This is a genomic window from Pseudoalteromonas sp. P1-13-1a (assembly GCF_001401875.1).
GTDB lineage: Bacteria > Pseudomonadota > Gammaproteobacteria > Enterobacterales > Alteromonadaceae > Pseudoalteromonas.
Map to the genome: position 1 here is coordinate 45,291 of NZ_LKDV01000015.1, position 22,494 is coordinate 67,784.

Genomic DNA, 22,494 nt, shown 5'->3' on the forward strand with positions numbered 1-22,494 from the left:
CAAAGCAAAAAATTCGCTATTTAGTTGTTCTAAATGAGAATTTTTTAACGCAGATAGCGACACGTTTAGCCCCTGAAAATGATTAAATATTAATGCGGATTTGTATAATCCCCTTTTGCTATAAGAAGTGATGTCTTCTTAAACTAAAAAGCCGCTCATTGAGCGGCTTTTTTAATTATGCTTAACTAGTTTTAACCAAACGCAGAAAAACCACTCTCGTTTTGTGGCGAGCTAGTCATTTGATAAAAATTAGCAATACGGCCAGCTCGAGCGTCTACTTCAGGATCGCGTGATTGCTCTGTATTTGTATCGCTTTGAGACTCAGCGGTGCTGGTTTCGTTTATTGATAACGCACTTTGTGGCTCTTGTGCTCGCGCTTCATCGTCAGCAGGGGCTGATAACTCAGCTTGTGCTGCGGCCATTTTTTGGGTTGCATCAGCCGCGATTGCCCTGTCGGCACTTGATGGCTCTGCTGGGGCAAGTGCGGCTGCACGTACCGTTTGCATTTTCTCTATAGTGGCTTGCGGATCGTCGGGGATTACAGATACATCAATTTGTACCTCACCGCCTACCGCGTAATTAGTGCCATCTGGTCCACGTTGGTATTCATAGCTTGGCGAGCCTGCATACTGCCCACCCACCGATGCATGAGCTTGCTCATGCACACGCACTTCAGTGTCGCGCGCTTTAAGCTCTTTAATTTGCTGCTGTTCTATTTCAAGCTGTTGCTGCTCTTGTTCTTCCTCGGAGGTGTCTGCGCTTGCTTGTTGATTTTGTTGCTGTTCGTTATTTGAATCTTCGCTGCCTTGCTGACGCTGCTCAACAGTTTGCTCATCACTCAGCTTACCGGTTGCATCGTACGTGGCGGGGTCTGCACTTGTTGGCAGCTTTGCTTTATCAGCATCACTTTGCGCTTTGGTTTCTGTGTTACTGGCACTATTAGGGGCAGGGGCAGGAATAACGTCGCGCAGTTGGTTGTCACGCCGAGCGGTTTCCGTATAAACATTGGCGGTGTTTATATTGATAGACGGAAATGGCGTGACAATATTCATAACGTTTAAGCTTTAATATCGATTAGCGTACCAAGCACTTCATCAGCCGTTTGAATAGATTGCGTGTTTGCTTTGGCATTAAATTCTTCGACTTTTAAATTAACAAGCGCTTCGTCAACTCGAGCGGGTTGTGCAGCAGGCGCTGTTACAGCTTCATCTGAACTCGCTGCTGTTAACTGGCGCTGTTGGGCTAGCTGTGTATCGTCTTGCTCTTCAATGGTGGCACGGTTTATCTCTGCGCTTGCTCGCTCTATACCTTGGCTTGCACGATTAAACCCTTCTACACCACTATTAAATACTGAACCAATAGCCATGCTGTACCTCCAAAAAATAAATATTGTTTAATTATCGCTCACTTTATGGGCAAAATAAAGCTTTAAACAGGACCTTTCTTTAGGCTATTTTAAAGCATTGATTTAACGACAGATAAAAACTCTCTTTTATGAGAAATAAACGGCGCGTGCGAAGCTTTGTCTAGTACTTCGTATTCAAACTCAGTATTTAGTGCTGCCATTTTATTAATTGCTTTGTAAGGTACCAGCGCATCTAAACGACCAAATATCGCTTTTATAGGCACTGGGCAATGTGTAAATACGTCGCGCAAATCATCATTTTGTAAAATGCTTAAACCCGCACTTAACGCCTCACTTTCTGGGGCGTTATACTGGTTTAACAATTGCTTTAGCTGCTTTATATCATCGCGTGCCGACTCGCTCCCCATAGCCTGAATAGCTAAAAAGCGCTCTATGGTTTTTTCTCGGTGATTAACTAATTGCTCTTTAAATTGCTCAAGCACGCTGGCTTTTATGCCAGGCCAATCATCTGCCTCGGCGAAAAAAGGGGTTGAGGCAACTAAAATAACTTTTGAAACTTTTTCAGGCCAATGCTTTGCAATATACAATGCAAACAACCCTCCTAGCGACCAACCCATTACAATAGAGTTAGGGCTAAGTTGCTCGCTTACGATTTCAGCCGCATCGTGAAAATTATAAGGGCTTGGGCAGCTATTGCTGTTGCCAAAGCCAGGCAGGTCAATACTGCGCACCGAGCCACTGTATAAAAACGTTAACTCTGGCTGCACTAATTGCCATACGCCTTGATTCATACCCCAACCATGTAATAAAACTAACTCGCTTTGCATATTTGCCTAACCTTAACCAAACTTAGCTCCATCATAACGGTTAATAACGCGAAAGCAACGCAAGGAGCTGCCAATGCAGCACACATTCTTTAACTGGCTGTTTCCCTCTTACTGCTTGCAGTGTCAGGGGGTTGTTAGTACTCAAGAGGCCCTGTGTAACTATTGTTTGGCAGATTTAAACGTGTTTGATTTGAATAAGCACAGCAATTTATTACACCGCCCTGATATTGTAGAAATGTTTCCAAATTGCGAATTTGATAAGCTCTTTGCCTGCGCTTTTTACCAACCCCCTTTTGAGCACTGGCTTAAACGCCTCAAATTTAATAATCAAATTCATTATAAAAAAGCACTGCAACAAGTAATTAAATGCCAACTTGCTCTATTTTTTGAAAATTTAGCTACCCAGCCCGACATTTTTATCATTCTACCCTTGCATCAACGCCGTTTTTTAACACGAGGGTTTAATCAGGTCAGTCAAGTATGGCAGCCTTGTTTAGCCAAACACGCTTGCATTAGTAATGCGCTTACACGAAATAAAGCCACGCAAGCACAGTCCCGACTATCTAAAGCCAAACGGATTCAAAATGTAAAAAATGCCTTTGTATGTACACAAGATATGAGCGGAAAAACAGTGGCAATAGTCGATGATGTAATGACCACAGGCGCAACGCTCAACGCAGCTACCCGAGTATTAAAGGAAGCGGGCGCTAAACAAGTGTGGGCTTTTGTTACTTGTTTAACGCCACTTTAACAGTGTACTTAATCGCCTCTCACTCTAAATGTATGGCCAAAAAATAACGCATTACTGAGTAATCGACTTGTGCCGTACCAGTATCCTCTAAAAACGGGGTTATCGGTCATCGCAATAACACTGCCACGCCCGTATGAGTGAGCAATCATGGCTGCTGCACCGGCAATTTGCTGCTCATTTACGCCATCGGTAAACCCTGCTAGTAGTGGTTTTTGTGGGTAAGTGAGTATGTTTACAAACGGTGCGGATGATTTTTCTAATAACCAGGTGCTATTTTTAAATACTGGCAATGTTTCGCGATTAAGCGAAAATGTAAGTGGATGCGTGGTGTCCACATCGGTATTAAAAATAGCGCCGGCTATGCGTTGTCGCCCTGCTAAATGGTCTTTATCTGCGTAATTTAACCCTTGAGTATTAAAAGCGCTGGCTACATCTTGCCTAGATAAATAATTAGCTTTAAGTAATTGCTGATCGGCTAAAAATTTAGCGCCGCCTTTGTGGCCCCAAATTACGCCGCCTTTTCTTACCCAGCTTTTAATGGCAACTTTATCACTATCAGGTAAGCCCGAGTAATTGCCATTCGCTAGTACAATGTGACTGTAATTATTTAAGTCCAGGCTACCTAAGCGCTCCATTTCTACTATGGTCGGAGAAATACCGACAAAGCGGTCTAGGTAATACCAAACTTCGCCTGCTTCGTATTGGCTTACACCTTTACCGCCCACAAGCAGTACTTTTGGCTCGTTTAATACTGCCATAGTGCGCGACCCTAAATCGGCGCCTTTACTAGTAAGACCGGTGGTAATAGGCTTTATCGCAATACCAAATTGGGTTTGCGCATCGTTTAAAATAGCCACCCAATCAGGATTCGTTTGCAACCCAGCAGGAACAATAATACTGCCAGGTGCAAAGTCTATTTCGGTGGTGCTGCTTTTAGCTGTTAATGCGCTTAACGCTACACGCGCTTTAATGCCTTGCTTTAGCAAGCTATTTAACATTTTAGGTGCTAAGTAATCATCCCAGGCAAAACCAAATGCATAACTTTGCTTTAACGCAGCAAATGATGGTTTAACGGCTTTTTGCCATGCAGTACTTGCAACCTCTAAACCCCAACTACTTTTTACTTTTGCAAACTCTAAATTAAACGCATGGGCAAGGGTCCAACCCGATACATCGTAAAATGTGTTGTCGGCAAAGCTTTTTTGCTCGCTAAAAATAGCCTTAACTAATCTAAATTGAGGTTGTGCCAGCGGGACAAAGTAACTATTTGTAGAAAAGTTTTTACCATTGGCTTTTAGCGTTTTGGTAAGTGGGTAAGCATTTATTTGATGCTGCTTTAACAGGTTTAAAAATAGCTTAATGCGGGTGCTGTCTTTAGCACCCTCAACCACATAGCCTTCAAAACTTTCATCATGTGCTAAATCAATTGCTTGGTTATAAAATTTTGCCTGATAGGTTAATAGCGCCTCACGGTTATCTACCGCTGCTTTAAAGGTTGATAGGCTGGTTAATAACTGATTTTTAATAGTAAAAGGAAAGGTAAGCGTACCGTTTATGGTGTCTTGTACATGCCCACGTGAGCTTGCTTGCTCAAATAAAATACCTATACCGCCGTTTACATCGGGGTAGGTTGAACCCTTGCCGTAATAAAAGTCGTCAAAGCTTTCTTCGGTAAAATAAAGGGCATTATTTTTGTCTAAGGTTTTAGCATGGTAATTGGCTATAGCTTTAGTAAGCGTTACGTTTTCATCTGGGGTGATTGGGTGCTTGCGACTAGCAATACCAGGTTGAAAAAAGTAGCTGCTGTTAGGGCCCATTTCATGAAAGTCGGTAAGAATATTTGGCTTCCATTGATGAAATTTAGCAATGCGTGCTCGCGACTCTGGGTGTTGTAGCAATAACCAATCGCGGTTTAAATCAAACCAATAGTGATTTGTACGGCTACTTGGCCAGCTTTCTACGTGTTCACGCGTTTTTGGGTCGCTTGATAAGTTCATCCCCCGATTACTATTAGCCCAATTGGCAAAGCGAGCCAAGCCATCGGGGTTAAGTGAAGGGTCGAGCAAAATAACGGTATTATTTAATAGCTTTTCTATTTCTGGGCCTTGCGCTGCAGCAAGGTAATACGCAACCAATAAAGCGGCATTGCTGCCTGATGACTCATTGCCGTGCACACTGTATCCCATCCAAACTACAGCAGGCTCATTTTGTGTGTTTTTAGCTTGCTCACTGTTTGTTAAACGGGCTAAATGCGCTTGGCGAATTTGCTCTAAATTAGCGAGTTTTTCAGCGCTACTAATACTTAGCATCACAAGCGGACGTTGCTCGTGTGTGCGCCCTATTACTTCAAAATTTATACGATTACTTTTTTGCGCTAGAATTTCCATATAACGCACAAGTTGGTCGTGCCTTACATGCCACTCACCTACTTCGTAACCAAGTACGTCTTGTGGGGTGGGTATTGTTTTATCAAACTCTACATCTTGTTCAAAATAATACGAAAGTGGTTTTGCCATACTTGAAAAGCTAAGCATTACCACCATTATAGTTACTATCCAGCGCATATAAATCACTCTAAAAATGTTTGTTATTTGCACGCTAGCATTGCTTAAAATAGATGCCAACTTTTTACGCTCAACACTAGCCGCAACACGATGAGCGGAGTATGATATGCAGTATCCGAGTAATTTAGTCAAGTATAGACGGTTTTATGATTTCTATTTCCGAAACAGCACAAGCGCATTTTGCTAAACTTTTAGCAGATCAAGCACAACAAACTAATATTCGTGTGTTTGTTGTAAACCCTGGTACATCACAAGCGGAATGTGGTGTTTCTTATTGCCCAGAAGACGCCGTAGAAGACAGCGATATTCGTCTTAACTTTAATGGTTTTGATGCCGTAGTAGATACAGAAAGCGCCCCTTTTTTAGAGGAAGCTGAAATTGATTTTGTTACCGACAAAATGGGCACTCAGTTAACGTTAAAAGCGCCTAATGCAAAGGCACGTAAACTAGGCGATAACGCATCACTAAATGAGCGTGTTCAACACATGCTTGAGACCGAAGTAAACCCACAGCTAGCTAACCATGGTGGCCAAGTAAGCTTAGTTGAAGTAACCGCTGAAGGTATTGCTGTACTTCAATTTGGTGGTGGCTGTAATGGCTGTTCTATGATCGATGTAACCCTAAAAGAGGGCATCGAGAAAGAAATGGTTGCTAAATTTGATGAAATCACCGGTGTTGCCGATATTACCGAGCACCAAGCGGGCGATCACTCTTATTACTAAGCAATAATGTTAAAGCCGCTTATTTATCGCTTAGGGAGCAACCCTAAGTTGAGTTTAACGCGCTTTTTTCGCGGCTTAGCACTGTTTGTGCTAGCCGTGATATTTATAGCCCTTGGCTACTACACTCATTTTAGTTTGCAAATTATAGGCGTGGTTATTTTAATCCCGGCATTATTTTTTGCTGCATGGGGGTATAGCGGTATTTTTGCCAATCGTTTCTCACAAGTTTTAAAAGATATGGGGCCAAAAGATCACGACCCCGACCTATGGAAATGACGCGTTCGCTTAATCGAGTAGCTGATTCGTTGCTTTTAACTGCAAGTACTTAATAAATAACGTAACGCCGCGCATAAACATAAAGCAACTCATGGCCAGCCATAATGCATTATTTTGCCACTCTATAAACACCCAAAACACCCCAAAAAAGCCAACAGCAGCTGAAAGAATCATACTGTTACGCATATTTTTTGCCCGTGTAAGCCCTACAAATACGCCATCAAACAAAAAGCAGCTCATTGCTAACATAGGCAATACGATTACCCACGGTAAGTAATTTGTCGCCGCTTCTATCACTTCGGGCACATTAGTTAAAAGCTTAATAATAGCGCTACCAAACACAGCAAAAAATACGCTGTACAACACGCCAAAAAGCATTCCCCAAAACACACTTATTTTTACCCATAACCTGATATTATTAACGCTTTGCTGGCCTTTTGCTTGGCCAACTTTGGCTTCGCTTGCATAGGCAATGCCATCAAGCGCAAAGCTTACTAACATTAAAAAGTTAAGTAATACTGCATTTGCTGCAAGCGTTGTTTCGCCTAAGCGCGCACCATAAAAAGTCATAAAGCTAAAGCACAGTTGCAAAATTAAAGAGCGAATAAATATATCTCTATTTAAACTAAGTAGCTCTGTCATTTTGCTGATACTAAGCCAGTTTGGCACGCTTAGCGCCACGCCTTGCCTTTTTGCGAGCTTAATCACTAGTAACAACGCAAAAGCCAACGCACAGTAATCTGCAATTAACGACGCCCATGCTGCTCCCGCTACTGCCCAGTCTAAATACACCACAAAATATATATCGAGCACTATGTTGGTAATATTGGTCACTAGCAGCAAGTAAAATGGCCCACGTCCATAATGTACGCCAAGCATCCACCCTAGCAGCACTAAATTACACAGTGCGGCAGGGGCACTAAATATACGAATACTAAAATACTGATATGCTTGCGCTAAAACCTCGCTATTTGCGCCTGACAAAAAAGAAATTGCTTGTTTTATCAAGGGGGAGAAAGCAATAAGCGCTAACGCCACAAACACAGCCAGCAATAAGCTGCGTTTTAAAAGCGCAGCCAAGTGTGTTAAGTTATTTTGCCCGTATGCTTGGGCTACTAACCCTGTGGTACTCATACGCAGAAAACCGGCGAGCCAAAATAAAATAGAAATAACCGTTGAGCCAAGTGCAATCCCCGCTAAGTAATGTGCACTACCTAAGTGGCCGATAACAGCAGTATCAACAATTCCTAACAGTGGGACAGTAATATTTGATAATATCATTGGTCCCGCTAGCAACAGCAAGCTTTTATGGTGTGCCTTATTATGTTTAAGAAATTGTTTCATTTAGTTTTAATTACTCTCATTTGTTTTTCAGTACGTGCTCATGCGGCAGTTATTCTACAGTATCACCATGTAAGCGAAACCCTTCCGGCTGTAACCAGTGTAAGCGCAAACACCTTTACCAAGCACATGAACTATTTAAAAGAACACAATTTTAATGTTATAGCGCTAAATGAGCTAATAAACGCTATACAACAGGGCAAAAACTTACCTGAGAAAACAGTCGCTATCACCTTTGACGATGGTTATAACAATAACTACGAACAAGCAGCGCCAATTTTAGAAAAATTTGGCTATCCCTATACTATTTTTGTAAACCCTACCCTTATTGATGAAGGCAAAGGCTACGTAATGGGGTGGGAAAAATTAAAAGAGCTCGCTGGCAAGGGAGCGTTAATTGCAAATCATACAGCCCAACATGACTACCTGCATATCAAGCTAAAAAATGAGAGCGATGCGCAATGGCGGGCTCGTATAAAACAAGATATTTTGCACTCGCAACAACGCATTAAAGAAAAAATAGGTCACGATTACAAATACCTTGCTTACCCGTATGGCGAGTTTAACAACACACTACAAGAGCTTGTAAAAGAACTTGGCTTTGTTGGTATAGGCCAACACTCAGGTGCGGTTAATAGTAATTCTAATTTTACACGTTTGCCCCGTTTTCCAGCCTCTGGCTTTTATAGTAAATTAGATACGTTAATCACAAAATTAAACTCACGAGCGTTTAATATAAAAAATCTAGTCTACCAAGACAGTGTAACCTCGCAAAATCCACCAACACTGAGTATTGAGTTTGAAATGGGCGATTTTCATAAAAGTCAGTTTGCGTGCTATGTATCAAGTGTAGGGCAGGCGAAATTAACGTGGATAAACGACACGACTGTAAAAATTGACTCGCCAAAGGCGCTAAATAAAGGTCGCTCACGCTTTAATTGTACCGCGCCTTCTATCAAGCATGCTGGTAGTTACTATTGGTTTTCACAACCGTGGGTTATTCAGTAGTAATTACAAGCTATAACTCGCCTTACACCTTTATAGCTTGATGCAATAAGCGCTGCGTTACTTTATCAAGCGCAACAATTTCATTAGCGGCACCTAAATCTACTGCCGCTTTGGGCATTCCCCACACCACAGAAGAAAACTCATCCTGGGCAATGGTGTAACCCCCCGCTTGTTTAATACTTAGTAAGCCCTTTGCGCCATCGCTTCCCATACCGGTGAGCAGCGCTGCCACAATGTTTTTTGCGCCGCACTCAAGTAACGAGTTAAATAATACATCTACCGCCGGTTTATGGCGGTTCACCGGTTCAGAATCATCAAGTTCGCAATATAAACTCACCCCTCTTTTTTTTATGCTTAAATGCAAACCACCTGGGGCTATATACGCACACCCTGCACTAAGCTTGTCACCGTGCTGCGCTTCTTTTACGTTAATAGCACAAGTGCGGTCCATACGCTGCGCAAACGAGGTACTAAATACCGGAGGAATATGCTGAGTGATCACAATTGGCGGGCTATTTACTGGCATTTTTATAAGGACTTCTTTTATTGCTTCTGTGCCCCCTGTCGAAGCCCCAATAGCAATAACTTTGTTTAATAAAAATTGTGCATTGGTGGGCAAAGGCTCGCTCACTGTCGTGGCTTTTTTAAAGCTTCTTACCCTTGCACCTGCCGCCACACGCACTTTTTGCTGCACGACATACGCATATCGACTCATTTGCTGCTTAACATTCACAGTCGGCTTGGCAATAAAGTCCACCGCACCAAGCTCAAGCGCTTCTAAGGTGATAGGTGAGCCTTGCTGGGTTAATGTAGAAATCATCACAACGGGCATAGGTCTTAAGCGCATTAGGTTTCTTAAAAAACTAATGCCGTCCATTTTTGGCATTTCTACATCGAGGGTAAGCACATCTGGATTGAGCAATTTAATCATTTCTCGTGCTTGGTAAGGGTCTTCGGCACAGCCAACAACCTCGATATCGCTCGCCTGAGATAGTATTTCGCTCAGCAAACGCCTTATCAGTGGTGAATCATCGATTATCAGAACTTTAACCATTGCGGCTCCTAAAACAGCTCTATGTTAGTCTCGGTGGCTTTATCTTGTTGCTTAAGGTTTTGCAGGTAGCGCACTTCGCGTTTTTCAATTGTATTGTTATGCAAATTCTTCAGCTTTTTTACGTGGACTTTGCCCGTATGCGGATGAAAAAAAATTTTTCGAGGCCACGGCCCCCCCATATCTTGTGCTACAAGATTAAGCGACTCTTCCTGAATATACGCATTGGCGAAGCTAATATTCCCTATCCCTATGTCGGTCATGGCGCTAATTATTTTTCCGCCACCAAAGAGCTTTATTTTTAAATTTTTTCGTGCAGCGCCACCTTTTAACACTTCGTTGATCAGGTATTCCATTGCCCAATTTCCGTAGCGACAACTTAAACTATGTGCACTGTTTAACTCTAAACCTTTTTTTACCGGCAGCATAAAATGATTTACGCCTCCTATACCGGCTTTTTCATCATATACACACGCGGCTATACATGAGCCTAGCACTGTAGAAATAAGCTCATCATTTTTAGATACATAAAATTCGCCAGGTAATATTTTTGCCACCACACTTGTGCGCCCTGCATCCCAGTAACGTTTTATATGTTCAAACCCTGGGAGCACCGGCCTAAACTGTGCGTGCATTGTGTTGCTTTTGATACATGGTTTTCCCTAAATTTTTAAACTCAGCATGATCTTTTCCCATACTCTCTGAGTGTCCTAAAAACAGATAGCCGCCTCGATTAAGTGCATTTGCATAACGTTTAAACAAAGTATCTTTTGTTTCTTTATCAAAATAAATAACCACGTTACGACATAAAATTACATCAAAATGCCCTTTCATGGGCCACTCTTGTAAAAGGTTAAGGCGTTTAAAAAAAATGTGCTTATTTAGTTGTGGTTTCACTTTATATGTTTGCCCATCTTTGCTTTTTAAAAACCACTTTTTAAGTACATTGTTTTCTAAACCATTTACATTAGCCGCGGTATAAATACCCGCTTGCGCTTTGGCTAATACATTAGAATCTAAATCGGTTGCTAAAATTTTTACATCCCACGAACTTGGGAATAAATCGGCAAGGGTTATTGCTAAGCTGTAAGGCTCTTCGCCTGTAGAGCAACCCGCTGACCATACGCGTACTCGTTTTGTTACTTTGTTAGTGCTAAGTAACTGCGGCACTATGGTGTTTTTTAAAAACTCAAAGTGGTGGGGCTCTCTAAAAAAGGAGGTTAAGTTAGTGGTAATCGCATTAATAAATGCGTCAAACTCAGCCTCTTTATTATTGTGTAAGTACTCTAAATACTGCGAAAAGTTTTTAAGTTTATGCTCTCTTACCCTTCTTGCTAAGCGGGAATACACCATTTCGCGTTTATGATCGCCAAGCACAATTCCGCATGCGTTATAAACCAACGTGGCAATGTCTTTAAAATCTTTATCGGTACATAAAAATTCTTTCATTGTTATACCTTCCCTTGTAAAACTGGCTTGCTGGCATCTTAACTAGCAAGCCAATAGTGGCTAAAACTCTTCCCACTCATCTGCTGAGTCTATAAAGTTTTCGCCTTTGGGCTGGGTATTTTTTAAATAACCGCTGGGTTGACGCGCTGGGGCTTCAGAACGTTCAAAATGTGCATTGGGCAATGTATTCATACCTTGCTGCCCGAGCGAGAAAAAGTGCAGTAATTGGCGCATCTCATTGGCTTGCTCAGCCATGGACTCACCGGCAGCTGAGGCTTCTTCTACAAGTGCCGCATTTTGTTGCGTCATTTCATCCATTTGCGCAACGGCTTTATTAACTTGCTCAATGCCAGCGCTTTGCTCTTCAGAGGCCTCGGTTATATCCGAAATCATTTGCGTAACACGTTGTACGCTTGAAACAATTTCTCTAAGCGTTTCGCCCGACTCATTAACCAGCACAGTACCGTCGGTGACTTTTGCTACGCTGTCTCTAATGAGCTCTTTAATTTCTTTGGCCGCTCCTGCTGAGCGCTGCGCTAAGTTGCGCACCTCGCCAGCAACCACAGCAAAACCTCTGCCTTGCTCACCCGCTCTAGCTGCCTCTACAGCCGCGTTAAGCGCCAGTAAATTAGTTTGAAAGGCAATTTCGTCAATAACACCTATAATGTCAGCAATTTTTTTACTCGATTCGTTAATAGCCGACATACTCGTTACTGCTCTATTAACCACTTCTCCGCCTTGAATTGCTTTGTCGCAGGTTTCTTCGGCCAAATCGTTAGCAACTTTTGCGTTATCTGCATTTTGCCTTACGGTACTGGTCATCTCTTCCATACTCGATGCAGTCTCTTCAAGCGATGAAGCTTGCTCCTCGGTACGCTGACTTAAATCTGCATTACCTTGTGAAATCTCCTCTGCACCACTGGCAACAAGTGTGGCTGAGGAGTTTATGCGATTTATAACATCAGTGAGTTTATCTGCCGTGGTATTAGCATCTTGCTTGAGCTTATCAAACGAGCCTTGGTACTCTTTCTCTATGCGCTTTGACAGATCGCCATTGGCCATTGCATCAAGCATTAGAGCGGTATCGCTAACGGCATCATCCACAATTTCCACTAAGCTATTTAAACCCTGCGCCAAGCGTAAGAAAAAGCCTTCTTTACCTGTTTCATCTACACGCGTATCTAAATCGCCTTTACCAGCATTACTCACTAACTGCGCAATTTCCTTTTCTATGGCGACTTCACTTGTTCTATCTTCCCACTCAACTACCGTCCCTATACGTTCTTGCTCTGGTGTGAAAATAGGGTTTGCCACTAACCCAAAGGTTCGTCCGCCTACTTTTATTTCAGCGCGATATGTTGTTGTAAGCTTAGCTAATAAGTTTTGCTGGTGGGCCGGGTTTTTGTGGAATATATCTATATTTTGCTTAATTAAATTAGTGCTATCGAAGTTTGGCAGCTCTTTTTTCAAATCATCTTCAGCAATACTCATCATCGATTTAACCGCGTTGTTCATATAAACAATCACATTTGAGGCATCGGCTATCATGGTGTTTGTTGCTACGGTATCAAGCGCCTGTTTTACTCTTAAGTTTTCTTGAGCTTCAGCGCGCTCTTGCTCTGCTTTTGCTACGCTATCGGTAATATCTTCCCATTCAACAATGGTGCCTAAGTGTTTACCTTCATGATTTATCCACGGTGTGGCAATCAAACTAAAAATAAGCCCTGCTAAACGTAACTCAGTTTTGTAAGGTTGCTTTAAGTTTTTTAATAGCTCGCGTTGATGAGCTGGGTGCTTATGAAAATCATCTACACAGGTGCCGATTAAATTATCGACAGAAAAACTAGGTAGCACACTTTGCAAGGCCGTTTCACGTGCTTTGAGCATTGACTTAACTTGATCGTTTACAAATACAATATTGAGATCTTTATCGGCAATCATTACATTGGCTTGGCAAACGGTTAACGCACTTGCTAAGTCCGCAGCCTTTTTAGACTCACGCTCTAGCTGTTTTTGCGCGGTGATATCACTTGCGTATTTAATAACTTTATAAGGCTTGCCATTTAAATCGTATATAGGGTTATAAGAGGCTTGAATCCATATTTCTTGCCCTTGTTTACCTATTCGCATGTACTCGCCCGAGTCGTACTCTCCACGCCCAAGCTTTTCCCAAAACTGTTTATACTCGTTTGTTTTAGCGTATTCTGGGTCCACAAATAATTTATGGTGTTGGCCTTTTATCTCGCTAAGTTGATAGCCTAAACCGTTTAAAAAATTGTCATTGGCAGTAATAATTGTGCCATCAAGATTAAACTCTATCACCGCCTGCGATTTACTAATTGCCTCAAGCTGACCTTGTGCTTCAGCGGCCTGTTTTTTTTGCTCGGTAACATCTGTGGCAAATTTAATTACTTTTAGCACTTGCCCTTGGCTATCAATAATCGGGTTATAGGTCGCTTGAATCCATACCTCACGACCTCCATTTGCAAGGCGTTTAAACTCGTCAGAAATGAACTCACCGCCGCGTAAACGTTGCCAAAAATTTTTATACTCGCTGCTTTGTGCTTCGTCTGGTTCAACAAACATAGAGTGGTGCTGGCCTTGCACTTCTTCTAAGCGATATCCCATTGCATTTAAAAAGTTTGAATTGGCGGTAATTATTCTGCCACTCGGTTCAAACTCAATAACTGCTAATGATTTATTTAATGCATTAACGATTAAGTCATTACTTGATTCTGATTGCTTCGGATTACTAAACCATCCCATGCCCATCACCACCTTTATGTTTGTTTTTGTTGCTACATAGCACTGCGGCTATATATCCATTGTTCTTTGTAAGTCAATTAACGAGACCATTTTTTCACCTACGTTTACCAGCCCTGCCACATACTCACAATTACTCGAATCAGACAGGCTAGGGACGGGCTTGGCGTCTTGCTCTGCAATGCTGTAAACATCAGAAACCGCATCTACTGCGATGCCCATTACTTTTGAATCATTTTCAAAAGTAACTTTTACAACAATAACAACCGTTAAAGGCCCATATTCAGTACTTGGCAAACCAAAACGTAAGCGCAAATCTATTATTGGCACTATGGTGCCGCGAAGGTTTATCACTCCTTTAACAAAATCAGGAGCATTGGGCAGTACGGTAATTTCTTCCCAGCTTCTGATTTCTTGCACGGTTAATATATCTACACCGTACTCTTCATCAGCCATAATAAAGGTTAGAAATTGCTTAACGCCTTGCTGTTGCTCTAAATCAATTTTGTTATTTAACTCGCTTTGTGCGCTAATCATGAAGCCTCCAGGGGTGTTTTAGAGTCTATGATTAGCTCTTGGCTACCTGGTTTTTTAAGTCCTGATAGTTTTATTAAGCCACTAATATCAACAATTAACGAGACACGCCCGTCGCCTAAAATAGTTGCTCCAGACACGCCATCCACTTTTTGATAATTCGCCTCTAAACTTTTTATTACTACCTGCTGCTGTGAAAGTAAGTCATCAACCAGCAAGCCCACTTTTTGGTTGTCGGTTTCAACAACCACCAGCAAGGTTTTGTCTAATGACTCTATGGCGTTTTGATGATTAAAAATTTGATACAAGCGTAAAATAGGGATGTATTGGTCACGCAGTCTTAGTACATCTAAGTCTCTACCCACTCGGCTTACTTTAGTGATATCAATCTGTAGCGATTCAACAATTGAAATGAGCGGAATAATATAAGTATGCTGCGCAACCTTAACTAATTGACCATCTAAAATGGCAAGCGTAAGAGGTAGCCTTATTGTAAAAGTAGAGCCAACGCCAGGTGCTGATGAAACCTCAACGGAACCATTTAAAGATTGAATATTGCGCTTAACAACATCCATTCCTACACCACGCCCAGATAAGTCGCTAACCGCATCGGCGGTAGAAAAACCGGGCATAAAAATAAGCTCATTGATTTCGTCATCGGTTAAATTACAGTCAGCGGTAATTAGCTCATTAGCAATGGCTTTTTCTTTTATTTTTTGCGTATTTAAGCCTTGTCCATCGTCCATTATTTCTATTACGATATTACCGCCTTGGTGAAAGGCATTTAAGGTCACGGTGCCCACGGGGTCTTTACCTGCGGCAACCCGCTGTTCAATTGTTTCAAGGCCATGATCGAGCGAATTTCTGACAAGATGCACCATGGGGTCGGATATTTTTTCCATTACCGTTTTATCAAGCTCGGTTTGTTCCCCTAATAATTTCAACTCCACCTGTTTATTTAGTTTTTGGGCAATGTCGCGCACTAGTCGCGGAAACCGGCTAAATACAAAGTTAATCGGTAACATACGAATGCGCATCACATTTTCTTGCAGGTCTCGGGTATTGTGTGCCAGCTGCGCAAGGCCTTCTTGTAACGACGTAATGGTCGATTCGCTAATTTCTTGCTCGCTCAACTGATTTAACATGGCTTGTGTTATCACCAGTTCCCCAACCATGTTTATTAATGAGTCTACTTTGTCTATTCCTACTCTTATGGAGGTAGACTCCGGTGCTGATGTTGGCTTTTTATCGGCTGTGGGTTTGCTTTTAGGCTTATCGGGTGCTTTTTTGGCATCGCTAATAGGCTGTGTTTGAGCTGTGCTGTGGTTGCTCTTTTCGTCCGTGTTTGCGGTGTGAGAAGTGTCTTCATCAAATAACCCGCCACAGAGCTCTATTTTTATATCGGCATCATCCTCTACCCATTCAAATACCTCTTTAATGGCGGCTTCTTTTTCGCTGGTATTTAAAAAAAAGCGCCAGTGCAAGTAGCACTCGTCACTGCTTAAATCTTTAATATCTGGGATATCGTCTAAAAATGCCTGCGTTTCAAGCTCGCCGAGTTCAGCTAATTCGCTGATCATGAATAAAGGCTCATTGCCTGTTTTAAAAAGGTGATGATGCGGTTTAAAATCAATTTGAAAAGTATTTACCTCAGCAGCAGTCTTTACTTCGCTTGCCTCGGTTGGGGGTGATTCGGCTTGCATTTCGAGTACAATTTCAAACTGTTTTTTTAAGGTCGTAGCGTGTGATAAATCAGGCTCTTGCTCAGCTTGCAGCTCACCAAGTAACCCACGCAAGCAATCAACAGCTTTAAGCAATAAATTAACATGTTCGGTGGTTAGCTCGCGCTCGCCTTGGCGTATTTGATCGAGTAAGGTCTCAAGCACATGAGTAAACTCAGCGACAGAGTTAAAGCCAAAGGTGCCACTGCCCCCTTTAATTGAGTGCGCAGCTCTAAAAATAGTATTTATTGTTTCTAAGTCTTCTTCGCCGGGCTCTAAATTTAATAGCTCGGCCTCCATTGTATCTAGGCCTTCAAAACTTTCTTCAAAGAACACTTCAAAAAATTGACTTAAATCTATACTCACGCCGCACTCCTCAGTTAACGAATTACTTTTTTAAGCACCGCTAGTAACTGATCCGGGTTGAATGGCTTTACAATCCAGCCTGTTGCGCCAGCTGCTTTGCCTTCTACTTTTTTATCTAATCCTGACTCGGTAGTTAACATTAGCAGCGGCGTAAATTTGTAATCAGGAAGACCTCTGAGTTCTCTGATAAGCGTAATGCCATCCATAATGGGCATATTTACATCTGAAATGACCGCATCAAAACTTTGCTGCTTGGCAATCGCAAGAGCCTCGCTGCCATCTTTTGCTTCGGTAACATCAAAACCTGCGGTTTTAAGCGTAAAGCTCACCATTTGACGCATTGACGCAGAATCATCAACCGCTAAAATTTTCTTCATATAAACCTCTACCCTTTACTATCAAGTATTAAATATTGACTTAAGCCAAGTTGATTAATGGCGTTTTGAAGTGCATCACTGTTGCCTACCCATACAATTTTGTGATGTATGGTAAGAAGGTGTTTTTGCAAAGCACACAAAAGTTGAATTGACGCGGTATCGGCTGAAATAACCTCACTGACATCTAAACAAATATCGTTGTTGCTATTGAGTTCTTGTAATAAATCTTGGTGAAGAGTCTCTACATGCATAATTGCAAGTTCGCTTGGAAGTTTTAGCATTTTTTCAGGGCTTTCCCTGTCAATTCAATTCATAACAAAAGCTTAGCCTTAGTTATTAAAATTGCCATAAAAGGCTCAAAAAAATTAATAAAACTTTTAAAAGTGGCGCTAAAAAGCAAAAAAGGAGCCTAAGCTCCTTTTAAAATTCGTGAAAAGTGTAAAACTAGTTTTTATAGTAATCCGCTATTTGCTTAAATTCGCTAATAAGTTGAGTGGTATTAATAAGAGGTACATTGCCTTGTTGGAACTCAGGCTTAAATATGGCTCTTACCGCTCCATTTGCATCAACTAAAGCCACCGAAGCACTATGATCGACCGCATACTCTGATTCTTGTGAGTCACTAATGGCATAAATTAGTCCAAGCTCTCTCACCACTGGGAATAAGTTTTTGTGCTCACCTGATACAGCTAAAAAATCAGGGTTAAAATAATCAATATAGGCCTTTCGTTTTACCGCTGTATCGCGCTGGGGGTCTACCGACATAAACCAAATTTGCAGTGGGTATTCGTTATGTAACTTTTTATACACACTATTTAGCTTCGCAAGCGTTAATGGGCAAATATCTGGGCAGCTGGTATAACCTAAAAATACTAAGTTCCACTGCCCCATAAATTGCGCCTTGGTGACTAACTCACCGTTTTGGTCATTAAGCGTAAAATCTGAAAGAGGCTTTGCTTGCTCATACACTAAAGCTTGCACATCGGGTGCACTATTTTGCTCTGAGCAAGCAACAAGTAAAAACGAAAAAATTACAACTAAGCTAATCCGTAACTGCTTCATAAGGGGAGCCATTTATCTATAAATAAGATCACGAAGAGTACCATTAAATGCACAATTGAAAAGCGAAATAAGTCCATGGCATTACTATTATCAGGGGCTAGCTTTAGCTTAACCGCTTTATATAAAAAGAGTGCATTGAGTACACATGCGCCAACCAAATAAATACCGCCCGACATACCAATTAAATACGGTAACACGCATACAAGCGCCAGTAATATGGTATAAGCCACAACACACGTTTTGCAAAAATCGATACCATGAGTCACTGGCAACATAGGAATTTTAGCGCGTTCGTAATCGCTTTTGCGTGCTATTGCCAGTGCCCAAAAATGCGGTGGGGTCCACGTAAATATAATCATTACAAGTAACCATGGTGCGGCTGCCATTTGATTTGTTTCAGAAACCCAACCCAATAAAGGCGGCATTGCGCCAGCTAAACCACCAATCACAATGTTTTGCGGTGTGGCACGCTTTAAAAAAGAGGTGTAAATAAAAGCATATCCCACTAACGCAAACAACGTAAGTACGGCCGTTAGGGTGTTGGCCCAAAGCATTAGCATTATAAAACCGGCAAACCCTATCACACCTGCAAAGCTTAACGCATGGGTTTTACTAAGCCTGCCTTTGGCTACAGGGCGGTGGCGTGTTCGCGCCATTTTTGTATCTATTTCGCTATCAACAACATGGTTTATTACCGCCGCAGCGCCAGAGAGCAACCCAATACCTAATAAACTAATAAACTGTACTGTAATGCCTCGCCCTACATCAGGCGCCAGTGCCAAGCCAACCCAGGCAGTAAGTACCAACATAGCCACTACTTTAAACTTGCTAATAGCTAAGTAATCTTGCAGTAAATTATAAGCACGTTGAATAAAAGGGTGTGCGCTAATAACTTGTAGTTCTTTTTTGTCTAGTGTGAGTGCCATTATTATTCCCCTTTAAGTGCGTGCTTTTAGGTAGTAACACAACCTAACCATAGTCAATAACAAGATAGCTGCCATTAAATTGTGTGCCAGCGCCACTCCTAGCGGAAAATGCCAATGCACCACCGCAAGCCCCAAACTAATTTGGCACAGTAGCGCAACGAGCACGCTGACAGTACAGTGTTTTATTTTTGCAGATTGCGCCTGACTGTATATACGCCACATAATTAGTGCCAACACAACACATGTAACTAGCGCCCAAATTCTGTGTAATAGGTGAATAGACATACGCGCCTGTTGCGATAGCACTCCGTACTCATAGTTACTGTGCTCAAGCGGCAGCTGAAACACACTACTGAGTGAAAATGGCTGCGCATAACTACACAGCGGTAAGCCATTACAGTGCGGCGCTGCATAATTTGCTGCAAGCCAACCACCTAATGCAATTTGTATAACCAATACAGCCAATGCAACTAAGCTCAATGAAAAGTAGCGTTTAGCGCTACTATCTCCGCCCTCTATGGGTTTACTGGTTAAACGCAGGTATAAAAGAGTGATTAGCGATAAAATACTAAACCCTCCCAGTAAATGCCCCATTACAATGAGCGGTTGCAAGTTCATTGTAACGGTCCACATACCCAGCGCTGCCTGAAATATAACTAACAACAATAATGCTAGCGGTAACTTAACCGGCGTGTTTGAGTTATGGCGCTTTACAAAAGCCAACACAAATAGCGCTAAAATAAGTAATCCCAGCGCACCTGCAAAGTAACGGTGGATCATTTCTTTCCACGCTTTGGCGGTTTCAAACATCATATCTGGGTAACTTTGGGTAGCCAGTGCGATATCGGCTTCATGCTTTGGTACAGTTAAAAAGCCATAGCAACCTGGCCAGTCTGGACAACCAAGACCTGCGTCACTCAAACGTGTATAAGCGCCTAGCCCTACCACTAATAACGCAAGCAACCCCGTTGCAAGTACCCAGTGTTTATAATTTTTATACATAGGAATCTCCCATTAACAATGCGCTATTAGTTAGCTTGAACGAGAATAATTAAGTAGTTTTTTTAAATCTTTTAATAACCCTTTTTGTACTAAACGGTTTTCTTGAGGCTGCTCTTTAAACGGATACTCAAGCACCACTAACCCCCTATGATCAATTAAATATAAGCTAGCGGGCTGTAAATTTTGTTGCGCGTTAAAGGTTTTCCAAGGCATGTTCTTAACATTAGGCGCCCCCATTACAGCCATATCAACCTTGCCTTGGTTTTTTCCTAAGGCGATATATAAGTTATCAAGCGCATTGAGCTGCTCATTACACGATGCACTACATTTATTGGAGTAATTAAGTGCAATTGTCCATTGCTTAGGGTTATGTTGCTGCCAGTTTTCAAGCTTTACTTCGTGCTGTAAAAAATCGCCATTATTGGTAATAGCGCTTGGCAACCAGTCTAGTTTTAGCGCACCGTATGCGAGTACGAGTGGTACAGCGCAACATACAACAAATAAAACTAAGGGATTATTTTTCATTGTTAGTCCTCTTTTTACTGGCAAAAATGGCCACCACCACACAAGCTAAGGCTATTAAAAACCATTGCACTGCATACGCTTGGTGCTTTTGCGGACTCATCACCACCGCTGTATAATGCGGTATTGCTAGCGCATCTCCAGTACCTTGACGATAAGCCATAAAGTTAAATAACGATTGATTACTTTGCTTACTTAGCTTTTGTAAATCTATTGATTGAATTCGTTTTTGAAAGTCTTGTTTTGTCGAATTGGTTTGTAAGTTAAAGCTCGCTAAGTTTTGCTCTTTTATTTGCGCTTTAAACGTAAGAGTACTTTTAGGAAGTTGGATGTTCGGTAATTCGCTGCGTGAAATAGGCGCTTTTACCCACCCTAAATTAACGAGTAAAACGCCACTTGCTTGGCTTGGCTTAAATAAAACCAATAAATCGTAACCCACTTGCCCTTGGTAAACTTGGTTATCTAAAAGCCAGTATTGCTGATTTATTATTTTTCCGACAAGCTCAACCTCTACACCTGTTTTATTCCACTTTGAAGGCATGGCCTGTAATTGCTGCCAGCTCATTACGCCTTGGGTTTGCATGTTAGCTATAGCTGTTAACTGTTGCTGCTTTTGCTCAGCCCTTGCTAATTGCCAGTACCCTAAACGTACACATACCAGCACCACAGCTACCACAACGCAAAGTGCGATAAATGAGCTAAGCTTTTGTTTACGCCTTAAAATTAACTGCATAAAGGGTCAACCCAGTGATTATTAAAATTATTATTGTGCTGCTGTTACTATTTATACTTTTCAACTTGTTTAGAGCGCTATTTATTATGGTGACCGATAAATCTGGCAATCGGCCTATGTCGCATTTTTTAGGCCGTCGCGTACTGTTCTCTGTGGTGGTTTTGGTGATGGTGATAGCCGCTGTAAAACTTGGTTTTATAAAGGCTAACCACTCACCACTGACCGTTACAACACATACACAAAAACAAATAAACACAGCCACACCACATCAACAAAATGCCAATACCAAGCCGCTGCTTGAAACGCAAAATGTTTATCTTTCGTAAAATGGCCTTTTAAAATACGCATAAATACAACAAACAAAATAATGGCGCCAAGGGTCACATGCATGCCATGAAAACCTGTCAGCAAAAAGAATGTGTTCCCGTAAATGCCTGCATCTAGTGTTAAGTTTAATTCGTTGTAGGCATAAATATATTCTTCCACCTGCAATGCTAAAAAGCACACACCCAATAAAATGGTTGCCCCCAACATCACTTTTAGCGGTTTACGTTTATTGTTCTCAATGGCTACGTGAGCAAAATGCAAAGTAACCGAAGACGCTAATAAAATAAGCGTATTAATAAGGGGTAAGCCTTGCCACCCCATAGCTTGCGTGGTTTCACCTGCTGGTGTGGTTAGTAGTGGCCATACGGCCTCAAAGGTAGGCCAAAGCACTTCGTTGGTCATCGCATTATTCCCAGCGCCGCCAAGCCAAGGCACCGACAGTATGCGGGCGTAAAATAATGCGCCAAAAAAGGCCATAAAAAACATAACTTCAGAGAATATAAACCAGCTCATTCCTTGTCGAAATGAGCGGTCCATTTGCGCTGAATACAAGCCCTGATCAGACTCGCTAATTACATTTTTAAACCAACTAAAAATCATATACAGCAGCACTGCAGTGCCTGCATATAGCAGGTACACACCGCTGCCCCCTTCACTTTCTAAATTCATAACTGTTAACGCCGCACCCACTGCAATAAAAAATAACGCCACCGCGCCCACTATGGGCCAAGGGCTTTGCTCGGGTACGTAGTAGTTTTCATAATCTTGATTCATGTTACTTGCTCCTAGTTTTACACTAGACATGC

The 22,494-nt window shown here is 41.9% G+C and carries 24 protein-coding genes; 5 read left to right on the forward strand and 19 right to left on the reverse strand.

Annotated elements, in window-relative coordinates; translation table 11 throughout:
• Positions 1-191: 191 nt before the first annotated feature.
• The 3 genes from AN391_RS11060 to bioH all read right to left on the reverse strand — a co-directional run bounded on the left by AN391_RS11060 (position 192) and on the right by bioH (position 2,193).
• Positions 192-1,052 carry a putative metalloprotease CJM1_0395 family protein gene (locus AN391_RS11060; RefSeq protein ID WP_055015448.1) on the reverse strand — a complete coding sequence of 287 codons (861 nt, stop codon included), beginning with the start codon at positions 1,050-1,052 and terminating at the stop codon, positions 192-194.
• 5 nt (positions 1,053-1,057) lie between these two features.
• A complete protein-coding gene (locus AN391_RS11065) occupies positions 1,058-1,366 on the reverse strand; it encodes a hypothetical protein (RefSeq protein WP_055015449.1) in 309 nt (102 codons plus the stop codon).
• 89 nt (positions 1,367-1,455) lie between these two features.
• Entirely contained in the window at positions 1,456-2,193 is a 738-nt protein-coding gene (gene bioH, locus AN391_RS11070) for a pimeloyl-ACP methyl ester esterase BioH (protein WP_055015450.1), read from the reverse strand.
• A 73-nt stretch (positions 2,194-2,266) separates the two neighbouring features.
• On the opposite strand from bioH, the gene AN391_RS11075 reads away from it, so the two are divergent.
• The gene (locus tag AN391_RS11075; RefSeq protein WP_055015451.1) at positions 2,267-2,944 is read left to right on the forward strand and encodes a ComF family protein; all 678 of its coding nucleotides are present in this window, start codon (positions 2,267-2,269) and stop codon (positions 2,942-2,944) included.
• A gap of 8 nt (positions 2,945-2,952) precedes the next feature.
• Here AN391_RS11075 and AN391_RS11080 read toward each other — a convergent pair whose 3' ends face one another.
• Positions 2,953-5,508, reverse strand: a complete 2,556-nt coding sequence (locus AN391_RS11080; RefSeq protein WP_055015507.1) for a M14 metallopeptidase family protein — start codon at positions 5,506-5,508, stop codon at positions 2,953-2,955.
• 146 nt (positions 5,509-5,654) lie between these two features.
• On the opposite strand from AN391_RS11080, the gene nfuA reads away from it, so the two are divergent.
• Positions 5,655-6,230, forward strand: coding sequence for a Fe-S biogenesis protein NfuA (gene nfuA, locus AN391_RS11085; RefSeq protein WP_055015452.1), 576 nt, complete (start codon positions 5,655-5,657; stop codon positions 6,228-6,230).
• A 6-nt stretch (positions 6,231-6,236) separates the two neighbouring features.
• Positions 6,237-6,506, forward strand: a complete 270-nt coding sequence (locus AN391_RS11090; protein ID WP_029774191.1) for a hypothetical protein — start codon at positions 6,237-6,239, stop codon at positions 6,504-6,506.
• A gap of 9 nt (positions 6,507-6,515) precedes the next feature.
• Here the strand turns inward: AN391_RS11090 and dinF are convergent, their stop codons facing one another.
• The gene (dinF, locus tag AN391_RS11095) at positions 6,516-7,850 is read right to left on the reverse strand and encodes an MATE family efflux transporter DinF (RefSeq protein WP_152967901.1); all 1,335 of its coding nucleotides are present in this window, start codon (positions 7,848-7,850) and stop codon (positions 6,516-6,518) included.
• Here dinF and AN391_RS11100 point away from each other — a divergent pair.
• The gene (locus AN391_RS11100; RefSeq protein ID WP_055015508.1) at positions 7,830-8,855 is read left to right on the forward strand and encodes a polysaccharide deacetylase family protein; all 1,026 of its coding nucleotides are present in this window, start codon (positions 7,830-7,832) and stop codon (positions 8,853-8,855) included. The two genes, dinF and AN391_RS11100, sit on opposite strands and share 21 nt — an antisense overlap.
• A gap of 22 nt (positions 8,856-8,877) precedes the next feature.
• On the opposite strand, the gene AN391_RS11105 is transcribed toward AN391_RS11100, so the two are convergent.
• The 13 genes from AN391_RS11105 to AN391_RS11165 all read right to left on the reverse strand — a co-directional run bounded on the left by AN391_RS11105 (position 8,878) and on the right by AN391_RS11165 (position 21,361).
• The gene (locus AN391_RS11105; protein WP_055015454.1) at positions 8,878-9,909 is read right to left on the reverse strand and encodes a chemotaxis response regulator protein-glutamate methylesterase; all 1,032 of its coding nucleotides are present in this window, start codon (positions 9,907-9,909) and stop codon (positions 8,878-8,880) included.
• An 8-nt stretch (positions 9,910-9,917) separates the two neighbouring features.
• Complete coding sequence (gene cheD, locus AN391_RS11110) at positions 9,918-10,541, reverse strand: chemoreceptor glutamine deamidase CheD (RefSeq protein ID WP_029774194.1); 624 nt, start codon at positions 10,539-10,541, stop codon at positions 9,918-9,920.
• Complete coding sequence (locus AN391_RS11115) at positions 10,525-11,355, reverse strand: protein-glutamate O-methyltransferase CheR (protein WP_055015455.1); 831 nt, start codon at positions 11,353-11,355, stop codon at positions 10,525-10,527. The genes cheD and AN391_RS11115 overlap by 17 nt, the downstream gene beginning before the upstream one ends.
• Before the next feature lie 60 nt (positions 11,356-11,415).
• A complete protein-coding gene (locus AN391_RS11120) occupies positions 11,416-14,121 on the reverse strand; it encodes a methyl-accepting chemotaxis protein (protein ID WP_055015509.1) in 2,706 nt (901 codons plus the stop codon).
• A 48-nt stretch (positions 14,122-14,169) separates the two neighbouring features.
• The gene (locus AN391_RS11125) at positions 14,170-14,655 is read right to left on the reverse strand and encodes a chemotaxis protein CheW (RefSeq protein ID WP_055015456.1); all 486 of its coding nucleotides are present in this window, start codon (positions 14,653-14,655) and stop codon (positions 14,170-14,172) included.
• Entirely contained in the window at positions 14,652-16,739 is a 2,088-nt protein-coding gene (locus AN391_RS11130) for a chemotaxis protein CheA (protein WP_055015457.1), read from the reverse strand. Before AN391_RS11130 ends, AN391_RS11125 begins: the two co-directional genes overlap by 4 nt.
• 14 nt (positions 16,740-16,753) lie before the next feature.
• Positions 16,754-17,116 carry a response regulator gene (locus AN391_RS11135; protein WP_029773320.1) on the reverse strand — a complete coding sequence of 121 codons (363 nt, stop codon included), beginning with the start codon at positions 17,114-17,116 and terminating at the stop codon, positions 16,754-16,756.
• Positions 17,117-17,124: 8 nt separating this feature from the next.
• Positions 17,125-17,397, reverse strand: coding sequence for an STAS domain-containing protein (locus AN391_RS11140; protein ID WP_055015458.1), 273 nt, complete (start codon positions 17,395-17,397; stop codon positions 17,125-17,127).
• Between the two features lie 163 nt (positions 17,398-17,560).
• The gene (locus AN391_RS11145) at positions 17,561-18,178 is read right to left on the reverse strand and encodes an SCO family protein (RefSeq protein ID WP_055015459.1); all 618 of its coding nucleotides are present in this window, start codon (positions 18,176-18,178) and stop codon (positions 17,561-17,563) included.
• Positions 18,175-19,104 carry a heme o synthase gene (gene cyoE, locus AN391_RS11150; RefSeq protein WP_055015460.1) on the reverse strand — a complete coding sequence of 310 codons (930 nt, stop codon included), beginning with the start codon at positions 19,102-19,104 and terminating at the stop codon, positions 18,175-18,177. The genes AN391_RS11145 and cyoE overlap by 4 nt, the downstream gene beginning before the upstream one ends.
• Before the next feature lie 12 nt (positions 19,105-19,116).
• Positions 19,117-20,106, reverse strand: coding sequence for a heme A synthase (locus AN391_RS11155; RefSeq protein WP_055015461.1), 990 nt, complete (start codon positions 20,104-20,106; stop codon positions 19,117-19,119).
• 30 nt (positions 20,107-20,136) lie between these two features.
• Positions 20,137-20,631 carry a hypothetical protein gene (locus AN391_RS11160; RefSeq protein WP_055015462.1) on the reverse strand — a complete coding sequence of 165 codons (495 nt, stop codon included), beginning with the start codon at positions 20,629-20,631 and terminating at the stop codon, positions 20,137-20,139.
• Positions 20,621-21,361, reverse strand: a complete 741-nt coding sequence (locus AN391_RS11165) for an SURF1 family protein (RefSeq protein ID WP_055015463.1) — start codon at positions 21,359-21,361, stop codon at positions 20,621-20,623. The genes AN391_RS11160 and AN391_RS11165 overlap by 11 nt, the downstream gene beginning before the upstream one ends.
• Before the next feature lie 14 nt (positions 21,362-21,375).
• Here AN391_RS11165 and AN391_RS20920 point away from each other — a divergent pair, with 14 nt between their 5' ends.
• Positions 21,376-21,687, forward strand: a complete 312-nt coding sequence (locus AN391_RS20920) for a DUF2909 domain-containing protein (protein ID WP_082429327.1) — start codon at positions 21,376-21,378, stop codon at positions 21,685-21,687.
• Here the strand turns inward: AN391_RS20920 and AN391_RS11170 are convergent.
• On the reverse strand, positions 21,587-22,462 hold the full coding sequence (locus tag AN391_RS11170; RefSeq protein WP_055015464.1) for a cytochrome c oxidase subunit 3: 876 nt from the start codon (positions 22,460-22,462) through the stop codon (positions 21,587-21,589). The two genes, AN391_RS20920 and AN391_RS11170, sit on opposite strands and share 101 nt — an antisense overlap.
• Between the last annotated feature and the right edge of the window lie 32 nt (positions 22,463-22,494).